The following is a 12,919-nucleotide window of genomic DNA, read 5'->3' as shown; positions in this document are numbered from 1 at the left end:
CTATTCGTTTACCTTAACACGTTTCGACTGCTTTTATTATCTCCAATATTGGATGAAAAAGCACGTCTGAATGCGTGTTTATTTTACGTCAGGTTTGTCGGGAACGCCAATATGGTCCTTAAAATGCCCCGGTTCCATTTTTTAGCCGGGGCATTTCCTTTATACGCTTTCTTTTTTCGATAGGTCCAAGGTTGTAAGGATTTGTTCCGACATCAATTCTTTTTTCAGTGCCTGATCCAGCACTTCTTTTACATTCGTAACGGGAATGATTTCTATATCCTTGATTTCAGATAGAAGTGGCTGCATGTTTTCGGCTGGGATGATTACTTTCTTAGCCCCAGCCAGTTTAGCCGCCTTGATTTTCGGAATGACACCTCCGATCGGTTTAACGCCGCCATGAATGCTTATTTCCCCAGTCATCGCCACGGTGTGATCAACAGGGATTTTATATATGGCCGAGTATATGCCTGTGGCCATTGCAATTCCTGCAGAAGGGCCATCTACTGGACTTCCGCCCGGAAAGTTCACATGGATATCGAATTGATCGGCAGGCACTCCCATCGACCGTAAAACCGTAATGACATTTTCTATCGAACCTTTTGCCATGCTCTTGCGGCGAATCGATTTGCCACCCCCGCCGCCGATACTCTCTTCTTCAACGATGCCGGTAATGTTTATCGAACCTTTTTCATCAGAAGCAGCCATGACCGTAACCTCGATTTCCAGCAACGCCCCGCTGTTGGGGCCATAGACTGCGAGACCGTTGACAAGGCCTATTTTAGAATTCGATTCTATTTTCCTGTCCATTCTTTGTGTCAGCTGGCTGCTATGGGCCATCCAATCTATATCTTCTTCCCTGATAAACGTCCTGTTTTCATTAATTGATATTCCTGCAAGAGTCTGAATCATGTTGACAGCTTCCCTGCCATTTCGGGCATAATCCGAAATCGACTGCAAGCCTTTTTCACTGATGGTGATCCCCACTTTATCAGAGGCATTCTTAGCCACGGTGATTATTTCTTCCCGGTCAAGTTCTCGGAAAAACACTTCTATGCATCTTGAACGTATCGCAGGCGCGATTTCATTTGGCGTTCTTGTTGTGGCTCCAATCAGCCGAAAATCAGCCGGTAGCCCATTTTTAAAAATATCATGGATGTGAGTCGGAATATTTTGATTTTCCTCTTGATAATAAGCACTTTCCAGAAAGACCTTACGATCCTCCAATACCTTTAAAAGTTTATTCATCTGTATTGGATGAAGCTCTCCTATTTCATCTATGAACAGTACGCCGCCATGAGCATTGCTGACTGCCCCCTGCTTTGGCTGCGGAATGCCAGCCTGTCCCATTGCCCCAGCTCCTTGGTAGATTGGATCGTGCACAGAACCAATGAGCGGATCGGCAATCCCTCGTTCATCGAACCTGGCTGTAGTGGCGTCCAATTCAACGAAAACGGCCGAATTCTTAAAAGGGGACTTGCCATTTTTCTTCGCCTCTTCCAAAACAAGTCTGGCAGCTGCCGTTTTCCCTACCCCTGGGGGACCGTAAATTATCACATGCTGGGGATTCGGCCCACATAAAGCAGCTTTTAAAGATTTAATCCCATCTTCTTGACCGACGATTTCATTAAATGTGCTTGGTCTAACCTTTTCTGCCAATGGCTCTGTTAACGAAATCGATCTCATCTTCCGTAATTGGTCCATCTCTTTACGTGAATCACGGTCAATGGAAACTTTTTGTGTCCGCTGGCCTTTCAATAAGTTCAAAAAATACAATCCAATAATGATCCCAAAAAAAAGCTGGATAAACAACGCCAATCCTGTCCAATTCATCGTATTCCCTCCTGCACTCTCCTAGTTTGTCATTTCTGTTAGTATCTCCTTTGGAAGGGCGAAATTATCCAAGAAATTCGTGTTGAAAATTTTGGCGTTTTTATCCTGAATAACAATAATTTATCAAAAGACAAAGAAAAAGACTGCCAGGCTGAACTGGCAGTCTAAACTGTAAATAACTCAAAATTAATTGGTTTTACCCTACTGTTTTTTTAAAGTATAAACGTTGATTTCCACTACAGGCACTCGCTTTCCGCGGGCGGTCCGGGAGCCGTATTCCCCCAGGAGTCTCGCACCTTCCGTTCCAACAAAGAAAAAGACTGCCAGGATGAACTGGCAGTCTTGCTTTTCCATATGATCAAGCAGATGTTTTCTTTTCTTGTCCTTTGATTGTTGTACCGTCTTTTAGGACGAGCTTTGGAGATTCGTTTTTCGAAATCGTGCTGCCAGTGATTACACATTTTGCAACGTCATCACGTGAAGGCAGATCGAACATCACTTCAAGAATGATGCCTTCGATGATGGAACGCAGACCACGTGCACCAGTTTTACGTTCAATTGCCTTTTTAGCAATTTCACTTAGCGCTTCCTGTTCGAATTCCAATTCAACATCGTCAAGCTCAAGCAATTTTTGATATTGTTTAACAAGCGCATTTTTCGGCTGTGTAAGGATTTCAATCAAAGCAGCTTCATCCAATTGCTCAAGAGTCGCAATTACCGGAAGACGTCCGATGAATTCCGGAATTAATCCGAAACGAAGCAAGTCTTCAGGAAGGACTTTGGAAAGCAATTCTTTTTCTGCAATATCATCCTTTTTCACATCAGAGCCAAAGCCGATGACTTTTTGACCAAGACGGCGTTTGATGATCGGTTCGATGCCATCAAAGGCACCGCCGCAGATGAACAAAATATTGGTTGTATCGATTTGGATGAATTCCTGATGTGGATGTTTACGACCACCTTGAGGCGGAACGCTTGCAACCGTTCCTTCAAGTATTTTCAATAAAGCTTGTTGCACACCTTCACCAGACACGTCACGTGTAATGGAAGGATTTTCCGATTTACGGGCAACTTTATCGATTTCATCAATATAAATGATGCCTTTTTCCGCTTTTTCCACATCATAATCTGCTGCTTGGATCAATTTTAGCAAGATGTTTTCGACATCTTCCCCAACATATCCAGCTTCCGTCAATGAAGTGGCATCAGCAATGGCAAAAGGAACATTCAGTAATCGCGCCAATGTTTGCGCAAGAAGGGTTTTCCCGCTTCCAGTCGGTCCGATTAGGGCGATGTTACTTTTTGAAAGCTCCACATCGTCGACTTTGCTATTGGAATTGATACGTTTATAATGGTTGTAAACAGCGACAGCCAAAGATTTCTTCGCCTGTTCTTGTCCAATCACATATTCGTCAAGAATTTCACGGATTTCCATAGGCTTAGGAACATCTCTGAATTCTACTTCTTCATCAGTTCCCAGCTCTTCTTCTACGATCTCCGTACAAAGTTCTATACACTCGTCACAAATATAGACACCTGGACCAGCAACCAGTTTACGGACTTGTTCTTGTGTTTTACCGCAAAAAGAACATTTTAACTGTCCTTTTTCATCATTAAATTTAAACATGTACGTTCACCCCTTTAAATACTCTTCCAACTCTATTACATAGCGGTACCCAATCATAATGAAAAGAAACTAGGCACACATCTACTTAAACATTCCAAAATCCTAAGTATGTTTTGCATTTTATCATGTTCTTGGAAGTTTAGTAACAAAAATGCTCACGGTCCGAGTTGTTAAATAAGTACAATAATCAATCAATATGTATTTGCCCTTTACCAGTATGCCCAAAACTTTAGATCTTTAAAAGCAGGATTTGCTGTATAAATATGTATATGCGGTATTAGAACTAATCTACACCGAAATCCCAAAAAAATCAATCAGGAAATAACCGATATTTGAAATTTACACCGATTCTCAATATGTATAAAACAAGGCACGATTACTCGCGCCTTGTTTTTTAAAGGAAATATTTTAATCTACTTATTTATTAACAATTATTTTGCGTCAACTGTTTTGCTGTTTTCCACCAAGAAGTCAATTGCTTTCTTAATTTTAAGATCGCCTTTGATCCCTTCTAAGTTTCCAAGAGCTTGTTTGATCGCGTCAACTTCCATATTGTACATAGTAGCCATTTGTGCAAGTTCAGCTTCTACATCTTCGTCAGTAGCTTCAAGTTTTTCAACTTCAGCGATCGCTTCAAGAGTTAAGCTCGTACGAACTTGCCCTTCAGCTTCTTCTTTCATTTGCGCTTTTAAAGCTTCTTCATCTTGACCTGAGAATTGGTAGTAAAGCTCCAAATTAAGACCTTGAGATTGAATGCGTTGAGAGAACTCATTCATCATGCGGTCAACTTCGTTTGAAATCATTGCTTCAGGAACGTCTATTTCTACACCTTCAACAGCTTTGCCAATTACAGTGTTTTGAATGAAGTTTTCTTCTTCATGTTTTTTGTCATGCTCTAATTTATGTTTTGTTTTTTCTTTAAGTTCAGCCAAAGTTTCCACTTCGTCGTCGACATCTTTCGCGAACTCATCATCCAACTCAGGAAGTTGTTTTGTTTTGATTTCGTGAATTTTCACTTTGAATACAGCTGGTTTACCTGCAAGTTCAGCAGCATGGTATTCTTCAGGGAATGTAACTTCGATATCTTTTTCAGCGCCAGTTTCAAGACCTACAAGTTGCTCTTCAAATCCTGGAATGAAAGAGTTTGAACCGATTTCCAATGAATGGTTTTCTGAAGCTCCGCCTTCGAATGCTTCACCATCAACGAATCCTTCGAAGTCAAGAACAACTGTATCGCCTTCAGCAACTTGTCCTTCTTCTTTAACGACAAGCTCAGCTTGACGCTCTTGCAAAGTTTTCAATTCGTTTTCAACGTCTTCGTCAGTTACTTCAGTATTGAATTTTTCAACTTCAACACCTTTGTAATCTCCCAATTTAACTTCAGGCTTAACTGTTACAGTTGCAGTGAAGATCAGGTTTTCGCCTTTTTCCATTTTCTCGATGTCGATTTCTGGACGATCTACAGGCTGAATTCCAGCTTCTTCGACAGCATTTGCATAAGCATCTGGAAGAATGATATCAAGTGCATCTTGGTAAAGAGATTCTACGCCGAATTTTTTTTCGAACATTTGACGTGGCATTTTACCTTTACGGAAGCCAGGTACATTTACTTGTTTCACTACTTTTTTGAAAGCTGCGTCTAAACCTTCGTTTACTTTTGCAGCGTCAACTTCGATTGTTAGTACGCCTTGGTTACCTTCTTGTTTTTCCCATTTTACAGACATGTGTTTCCCTCCAAAAATCTATATACTTCAATAATAAGCATTGGATGAATATGCTTTGCAAGTGTTAACAAGTCATCCTTCAAATATACCCCAAAAATATTGGGGTAATCGTCAAAATTAGACGATTATACATTACAACCACTACATTATACCACAGGATTAATCTGTTACAACAGCAATAGCTTAAATAATGGGATAAGAAATTTCTTCAATTTCTTTTATATTGGAAAGAATATCCGCAACGCTTTCCTCATCAGCCTGGTAAAGGTCCGCCAATTCCCTCATGAAAACTTCCCCGGTCATGTATTCTTCCGCCAAGGCATGATAGGCAGCTGCCCATGCAGGCGAACTTTCCGGTCCGGGTTCAAAAGGAAACAATAAAAAAGAATGACGTTCAATCAAACTATGGACCATTTCAAATAAGCTCGGATTATCCTGACTGATTTCCTCTTCGGTCAGTCCGGTTACCTTCTTATAAAAGTCCGTCTCCTTCAAACTTTTTAATTCGCTTGGTATGACCGACTTTGATTGATTGAATTTCTTCAACGTCACTTCCTCGTTATATTCCTGGTCGATAAGGATGTTAAGGAGCATCGTTTTAAAGAAAGGGTGTTCCTCCTCTTTTTGTAGAAATTCTTCGATTTGAGGGATAAATGGTCGAATATTGATATTCGTGAGTTTTGAAATGACCATAAGCCTGTCATTATCCGTTTTCCCTTCAAAAAGTCCATCCTCCTGCAATTCCTCTGAAAGCTGCTGATTTTGCCTTTCCTTTTCCTCTTTTTTATCCTCAAGGGCCCTTTTACTGAACTGAAGCATCTTTTCGAAATGCTCCTCTTTATCAAAAGGAATTTGGCTTTCTTCAAATAGCAGTTCGATCGTCGTGACCATTTCCTGATGCTCGCCTAATTGCAGCAGTACCATCAAATAAATATTGATCAGTTGAAAATAGTCGCCGATGCCTTTATTCAGCATCTCTATACACAACTCTTTTGACTCCTGGTAATACTCAAGTTCGACTAATGAGACCACTAGTCCCATGCAAACTTCATCATTTTCGGGCTCATACTCCCTGGCTTGGCTGAAAAGATGTGCAGCCGCTTTAAAGTTTCTGTTTCCTAGCTCATCCAGCCCTTTTACAATCAGCCTTTCACCGAGATTTGGAAAGGCGATAATTTTGGTTTCTCCGACCTTCTTTTCGTTGTTCTCATTATCCATCCTATTTTCCGCCTCACCGTTCGCTTTTTGAGAAACAGTTTAGCATGTAATAGCTGGAAACACAAAAAATTATATGCCTGATGAACGCCTTTTCGTCTTTCCCCGATAAAAAAAATCCCGCATCCTTTCAATTATGAAAGGAGAACGGGATATGACCTTCTTCGATTAAATACTCGATACAGTCTTTTTTTGAGATTCATAGGCAGAAATCTCTTTATCATATTGAAGCGTTATCGAAATTTCATCCCAGCCTTTGATGAGCATTTCCTTCCAATATGGATGAATTTCAAAGCTTGTTTCAAACCCTTGACCATCTTTCAATGCCTGATTGGGAAGGTCGATCGTCAACTCATAATCAGGTGCCGAAACCCTCCCCATTAAATAGCTTACTTCAGTCTGGGTTAAAGCGATGGGGACCATGCCATTTTTCATGCAATTACTTTTAAAGATATCAGCATAAGAAGGAGCGATGATGATATCGAATCCGTAGTCTTTCAATGACCAAGGGGCATGCTCACGCGAAGAACCGCAGCCAAAATTCTCACCTGCTATTAAAATGGACGTGTTTTGATTATGTGGCTGATTCAATTCAAAATCAGGACGTTCCTTTCCATCTTCATCAAAACGCCAGTTATAGAATAAAAACTCGCCAAATCCGCTTCGCTCAATCCGTTTTAAAAATTGCTTCGGAATGATTTGATCCGTATCCACGTTTTTACGGTCAAGTGCCGCCGCTCTTCCTTTATATATTGTAATGGGTTCCATTCTTTGCACCTCCGGTTAATTCGTATTCTTAATGGACTTGTTCAGTTCTTTTCAAATTCCTGATATCGACAAACTTCCCATGAATGGCGGCCGCGGCAGCCATGGCCGGACTAACCAGGTGCGTTCTTGCTCCAGCTCCTTGCCTGCCTTCAAAGTTCCGATTACTTGTGGAGGCACAATGCTCACCGGCAGGAACAACGTCAGGATTCATGCTCAGGCACATGCTGCAGCCCGATTCACGCCATTCGAAGCCCGCTGATTTGAAAATCTCATCCAACCCTTCATCTTCCGCTTGCCTTTTGACGCTTTGTGAACCAGGAACGACCATCGCCCGAACCCCTTTATGAACTGTTTGGCCTTCGATCATTTCTGCGGCTTGCCGTAAGTCCTCAATGCGTGAATTGGTGCACGATCCTATGAATACATGTTGTACGGGAATTTCCGTGATCGGCATGCCTTCCTCAAGACCCATATACTCAATGGCCCGATTCAGTTCTTTAGGATCCATGATATCTTCTGCGAAGGTTGGTACTTTTCCGTCCACTCCACTAGCCATTCCAGGATTCGTCCCCCAGCTGACCATTGGTGAAATCAGACTGCCATCAAGAATGATTTCTTGGTCATAAACAGCATCCTCATCACTGGAAAGTGACTTCCAGTCCTGAACACATCGCTCGAACTCTTCTCCTTTCGGCACATATTTACGACCTTTCAAATAAGAGAAAGTTGTTTCATCAGGAGCTACCAGCCCGGCTCTTGCCCCGCCTTCGATCGACATATTGCAAACCGTCATTCTTTCTTCCATTGACATATCCCGGAAAACTTCCCCACAATACTCAATGATATGTCCCGTACCAAAATCGACACCGAATTTAGAAATCACATATAAAATGACATCTTTCGCCATCACACCATGACCAAGCTTGCCATTAACCTCAAGCTTTAATGTTTTGGGTTTTGTTTGCCATAGGGTTTGTGTGGCCAAAACATGCTCGACCTCACTCGTACCGATCCCAAACGCAATCGAGCCAAACGCACCATGTGTGGAAGTATGACTGTCACCGCAGACAATCGTCATCCCTGGCTGTGTAAGGCCTAATTCCGGCCCGATAACGTGAACGATACCTTGATCCGGGCTGTCTAAATCAGCAAGACGGATACCGAACTCCTTACAGTTTTGCTCAAGCGCCTCTAATTGTTTCCTTGCAATATCATCCTCGATGAAATAGCGATTAACGGTTGGCACATTATGATCCATTGTCGCGAAAGTGCGGTCTGGTCTCCTGACTGTGCGTCCTTTTAATCTCAAACCTTCAAATGCTTGCGGAGAGGTCACTTCATGAATATATTGAAGGTCAATATAAATTAGATCCGGTTTATTCTCCTCTTCATTTACAATATGGCGATCCCATATTTTCTCTATAATCGACTTTCCCATCACTATCCCACCTCGATCAATCTTGTATTTTTTTAAAAAACACGGCCTAATGTTAGGCCGTGAAAGAAGTTTATGCGTAAGCTCCCATGATGTTGGAAATGGCTTCCTGGTCTAAAAGATTTGCTTTAATTTCTGCAATCATTTCTGAAGTAGACGTAATATTCGGTTGGCCATTTGCGATATCGCCTGTTCTCAAGCCATATTCTAGGACCCTTTCCACCGCCTGCTCAACGGCTTTTGCTTCATCTTCCAAACCAAAGGATAGGCGCAGCATGGAAGCCGCCGATAAAATCGTCCCAATCGGATTGGCCAGATTTTTTCCCGCGATATCCGGGGCAGAGCCATGAATCGGTTCATATAGATTTGGCCCTTTTGTTGAAATGGAGGCGGAAGGAAGCATTCCAAGCGAGCCAGTCAATACCGAAGCTTCATCGCTTAAAATATCGCCGAACATATTCTCCGTCACGATAATATCAAATTGTTTCGGGTTTTTGATCAATTGCATGGCTGCATTATCAACAAGCATATGTTCAAGGGTTACATCCGGATAGTCCTTGGCAATTTCTTCAGCCGTCTCACGCCACATCCTGCTGGATTCAAGAACATTCGCTTTATCCACGGATGTTACTTTTTTCTTGCGATCCGATGCTAATGCAAAAGCAAGTTCAATGATGCGCTTCATTTCGCTTTTCTGATAGAAAAGGGTATCGACGACCGCCTCTTTCCCCTCTTTTTCAACGCGCTCACTTGGCTTTCCGAAATAAAGGCCGCCAGTTAGTTCCCTGACAATCACGAAATCCACATCTTCAATGAATTCCTTTTTAAGAGGAGAAGATCCCGACAAGCTGGAATAATAGCTGATTGGACGGATGTTGGCATAAAGATTCAAATCTTTTCGGATTTTCAGCAAACCTCGTTCCGGTCTTAGGTGTGCAGGCTGGTCATCCCACTTAGGTCCTCCAACGGCCCCTAATAATACCGCATCGCTGTTTTTACAAATCTCCACTGTTTCATCCGGCAGGGGTGAACCTGTGTTATCGATGGCCCCGCCGCCAATCTCACCATATTGAAATTCAAAATCGTGGCCATATCTTTGGGCAACGGCTTCGAGGATTTCTACAGCGCCTCTTGTTACTTCTTTCCCGATGCCATCTCCTTGAAGCACCGCAATATTCCTTTTCATCGAAATCTCCCCTTCCTATAGTAATACTGCTTTTTCTTCTAGTTCCTTCATGATGATCACACGGTTCACAGCATTCAAATATGCTTTGGCGGATGCTTCCAAGACGTCCTGATCAAGACCGCGGCCGCTTGTTTCCACTCCGTTATAATCAATTTTCACAAAAACCTGGGCAAGGGCATCCATTCCGCCGCCGACCGATTGAATTCGATAGTCCAGCAAGCTGATCTCGCTGCCCAAACATCTTTCAAGCGTGTTATATAGGGCTTCTACACTTCCTGCACCTGTAGCCGCTTCCTGAATCTCTTCATTATCGCCTTTTTTCAGCGTGACCGTCGCAGTCGCCGTCTGATGGGTACCGTGGGAAATCTGTAAGGCAACCATGTCATAAAAACTGATATCCGTCGCTTTCTCTTCAAGCACCAGCGCAACGATATCTTCATCCGTCATCGTCTTTTTATTATCGGCCAATTCCTTGAATTGGACGAATAACGAGTTCATTTCCTCATCCGTTACCGTAAAATTCAACTCTTGTAATCTTTCTTTGAAAGCATGGCGTCCTGAATGCTTTCCTAAAACGAGTGAATTGGACGAAACACCAACGAGTTCAGGTGATATGATTTCGTACGTCGTTTTTTCTTTTAACACGCCATCCTGGTGAATGCCAGATTCATGTGCGTATGCATTGGCACCAATAATGGCTTTATTAGCTGGAACTTGCATTCCCGTAAGGCGGCTGACCAAGTCACTGGTCCTTTTAATTTCATTCAATACAAGATCCGTTCCCGCTTGATAGAAATCTTTACGGATGTAGAGTGCCATCGCCACTTCTTCGAGCGCCACATTTCCGGCACGTTCTCCGATTCCGTTGATTGTGCCTTCGACTTGCGTAGCCCCTCCTTCGATGGCAGCCAATGAATTGGCTGTCGCCATTCCAAGATCGTCGTGGCAGTGTGCGGATAAACTAACTTTATCAATAGAAGGAACATGTTCACGAAGGTACCTGAAAATGTTTCCGTATTCGATTGGAGCTGCATACCCTACAGTATCCGGGATGTTAATGACCTTGGCGCCAGCTTGAATGACCGCTTCAACGATTTCAGCCAAATAGTCAAGTTCTGTACGGCTTGCATCTTCTGCAGACCATTGCACGATCGGAAAACGCGCTGCCCCGTACTTAACCATTTCTACCGACTTTTCAATCACTTGCTGCTTCGACATTTTCAACTTATATTCACGATGAATGGGCGAAGTGGCGATGAACGTATGCAATCTTGGTTCTGCGCCGCCCCTTAATGAATCCCAAGCTGCATCAATATCTCCTTTTACAGCACGCGCCAGCCCTGTGACAGAGCTGTTTTTGATTTTGCGCGCGATTTCCTGTACGGAGTTGAAATCCCCTTTGGATGCTGCCGGAAAACCGGCTTCGATAATATCAACACCCAATCTTTCAAGCTGATAAGCAATTTCAAGTTTTTCGGTAAAATTCAAATTTACACCGGCTGATTGCTCCCCATCTCGAAGTGTAGTTTCAAATATATTAATTTTTCGCAACGGCTACCACTTCTTTCTCTTGTTGTTGAGGTTTCACGAATGGCATCATTTTTCTTAACTCACGGCCAACCACTTCGATTTGATGTTGGTTTTCACGATTATTGATTGCATTGAAGACTGGACGATTCGCTTGGTTCTCCAAGATCCATCCCTTAGCGAACTCACCGTCTTGGATGTCTTTCAAGATCGCTTTCATTGACTCTTTCGTAGTTTCCGTCACAACGCGTGGTCCAGAAACGAAATCTCCCCATTGAGCTGTGTCAGAAATGGAATAGCGCATGTTTTCCATTCCGCCTTCATACATAAGGTCGATGATTAATTTAAGTTCATGTAAACACTCGAAATACGCTACTTCCGGTTGGTATCCAGCTTCTGTCAATGTTTCGAATCCAGCTTTCACAAGGGCAGTCAATCCGCCGCAAAGTACTGCCTGCTCTCCAAATAGATCCGTTTCCGTTTCTTCCTGGAAAGTGGTTTCCAAACCGCCAGCTCTTAAAGAACCGATTCCCCGAGCGTACGCAAGTGCCAATTCCCTTGCTTCACCCGTTACATTTTGATAGATGGCGAATAATGCCGGCACCCCTGCACCTTGTTCATATGTACGGCGAACAAGATGTCCCGGACCTTTTGGAGCGACTAATAATACATCCACGTCTGCCGGAGGAACGATTTGATTGAAATGGACGTTGAATCCGTGTGCGAACATTAACGCTTGACCCGCACGCAATACCGGTTTGATTTCTTCTTGGTATACTTTCGGCTGAGTTTCATCCGGTAATAGGTTCATGATTACGTCTGCCTGTTCAGCTGCTTCTTTCACTGTGTAAACATTAAAGCCGTCTTCCACCGCTTTATCGAATGATTTACCTTTCCTGATTCCGATGATTACATCTACACCGCTGTCACGTAAGTTTTGTGCGTGTGCGTGTCCTTGTGAACCATATCCGATTACCGCTACCTTTTTATTGTTGAAAAAATTCTCGTTTGCTTCTGCGTTATAATATACTTTTGCCATAATAATTACATCTCCCTTTTCATCATTGTTTTTGTTTTGTTTTTTTGTTTTGGTTTATACGATTGTCGCACTCTTAGCGTGAGCAATTTGCATTCCACGCGGGATGGCGGCTGTCCCTGTCCTTGCCAATTCCTTGATGCCATATGGCTTGATCAGTTCAATGAAGGCTTCGATTTTATCTGATTCCCCAGTGATTTGAACTGTCAGGCTATCTTTACTGACATCTATAACTGATGCTCGGAATGGTTCAATGACTGAATAAATCTCGGCTCGGGTTTGTGTGGTCACCAATATTTTAATGAGTGCAAGTTCCCTCGCCACAATCGATTGATTCGTAATATCAAATACTTTCAAAACATCGATTTGCTTATTCAATTGCTTGGTGATCTGTTCAATGACAGCTTCATCATCAACATCGACCACGAAGGTCATCCTTGAAATGCCATCCTGTTCGGAAGGTCCGACAGTCATGCTTTCAATGTTATAATTTCTTTTCGTGAACAGGTTCGTAATCCGATTCAGGACGCCTGGCCGGTTGTTCACGGTTAGGCTAAGAATTCCCTTCATT

General features: G+C 42.7%; 10 protein-coding genes. All 10 read right to left on the bottom strand.

Annotation, left to right across the window (positions count from 1 at the left end; genetic code table 11):
* Positions 1 to 159: 159 nt before the first annotated feature.
* Complete coding sequence (lonB, locus tag ACQKFG_RS13015; RefSeq protein WP_353872300.1) at positions 160 to 1,830, bottom strand: ATP-dependent protease LonB; 1,671 nt, start codon at positions 1,828 to 1,830, stop codon at positions 160 to 162.
* 358 nt (positions 1,831 to 2,188) lie between these two features.
* Positions 2,189 to 3,457: an ATP-dependent protease ATP-binding subunit ClpX gene (clpX, locus tag ACQKFG_RS13010; RefSeq protein ID WP_034308926.1), complete on the bottom strand. Its 1,269-nt coding sequence runs from the start codon at positions 3,455 to 3,457 to the stop codon at positions 2,189 to 2,191.
* Positions 3,458 to 3,888: 431 nt separating this feature from the next.
* Entirely contained in the window at positions 3,889 to 5,181 is a 1,293-nt protein-coding gene (gene tig, locus ACQKFG_RS13005; protein WP_192205974.1) for a trigger factor, read from the bottom strand.
* Between the two features lie 183 nt (positions 5,182 to 5,364).
* Entirely contained in the window at positions 5,365 to 6,399 is a 1,035-nt protein-coding gene (locus ACQKFG_RS13000; RefSeq protein ID WP_427559457.1) for a tetratricopeptide repeat protein, read from the bottom strand.
* A 165-nt stretch (positions 6,400 to 6,564) separates the two neighbouring features.
* On the bottom strand, positions 6,565 to 7,164 hold the full coding sequence (gene leuD / locus ACQKFG_RS12995; protein WP_349727875.1) for a 3-isopropylmalate dehydratase small subunit: 600 nt from the start codon (positions 7,162 to 7,164) through the stop codon (positions 6,565 to 6,567).
* Positions 7,165 to 7,192: 28 nt separating this feature from the next.
* Entirely contained in the window at positions 7,193 to 8,602 is a 1,410-nt protein-coding gene (gene leuC / locus ACQKFG_RS12990; RefSeq protein ID WP_192205977.1) for a 3-isopropylmalate dehydratase large subunit, read from the bottom strand.
* A 70-nt stretch (positions 8,603 to 8,672) separates the two neighbouring features.
* Positions 8,673 to 9,785 carry a 3-isopropylmalate dehydrogenase gene (leuB, locus tag ACQKFG_RS12985; protein ID WP_192205978.1) on the bottom strand — a complete coding sequence of 371 codons (1,113 nt, stop codon included), beginning with the start codon at positions 9,783 to 9,785 and terminating at the stop codon, positions 8,673 to 8,675.
* Positions 9,786 to 9,800: 15 nt separating this feature from the next.
* Entirely contained in the window at positions 9,801 to 11,336 is a 1,536-nt protein-coding gene (locus ACQKFG_RS12980) for a 2-isopropylmalate synthase (protein ID WP_192205979.1), read from the bottom strand.
* Complete coding sequence (gene ilvC / locus ACQKFG_RS12975; RefSeq protein ID WP_192205980.1) at positions 11,323 to 12,351, bottom strand: ketol-acid reductoisomerase; 1,029 nt, start codon at positions 12,349 to 12,351, stop codon at positions 11,323 to 11,325. The genes ACQKFG_RS12980 and ilvC overlap by 14 nt, the downstream gene beginning before the upstream one ends.
* 54 nt (positions 12,352 to 12,405) lie before the next feature.
* Positions 12,406 to 12,918: an acetolactate synthase small subunit gene (gene ilvN / locus ACQKFG_RS12970; RefSeq protein WP_141994366.1), complete on the bottom strand. Its 513-nt coding sequence runs from the start codon at positions 12,916 to 12,918 to the stop codon at positions 12,406 to 12,408.
* Position 12,919: the final 1 nt, after the last annotated feature.

The organism is Peribacillus sp. NPDC076916 (genome assembly GCF_050269675.1).
In the GTDB taxonomy this organism is placed as follows: Bacteria; Bacillota; Bacilli; order Bacillales; family DSM-1321; genus Peribacillus; species Peribacillus aracenensis.
This window is presented reverse-complemented; position numbering and strand designations above follow the sequence as displayed.

Excerpts from the sequence above, each read along its gene's own strand:
- leuC (WP_192205977.1), bottom strand. The coding sequence starts at position 8,602 with ATGGGAAAGTCGATTATAGAGAAAATATGGGATCGCCATATTGTAAAT.
- ilvC (WP_192205980.1), bottom strand. The coding sequence starts at position 12,351 with ATGGCAAAAGTATATTATAACGCAGAAGCAAACGAGAATTTTTTCAAC.
- ilvN (WP_141994366.1), bottom strand. The coding sequence starts at position 12,918 with ATGAAGGGAATTCTTAGCCTAACCGTGAACAACCGGCCAGGCGTCCTG.
- lonB (WP_353872300.1), bottom strand. The coding sequence starts at position 1,830 with ATGAATTGGACAGGATTGGCGTTGTTTATCCAGCTTTTTTTTGGGATC.
- ACQKFG_RS13000 (WP_427559457.1), bottom strand. The coding sequence starts at position 6,399 with ATGGATAATGAGAACAACGAAAAGAAGGTCGGAGAAACCAAAATTATC.
- leuD (WP_349727875.1), bottom strand. The coding sequence starts at position 7,164 with ATGGAACCCATTACAATATATAAAGGAAGAGCGGCGGCACTTGACCGT.
- leuB (WP_192205978.1), bottom strand. The coding sequence starts at position 9,785 with ATGAAAAGGAATATTGCGGTGCTTCAAGGAGATGGCATCGGGAAAGAA.
- clpX (WP_034308926.1), bottom strand. The coding sequence starts at position 3,457 with ATGTTTAAATTTAATGATGAAAAAGGACAGTTAAAATGTTCTTTTTGC.
- tig (WP_192205974.1), bottom strand. The coding sequence starts at position 5,181 with ATGTCTGTAAAATGGGAAAAACAAGAAGGTAACCAAGGCGTACTAACA.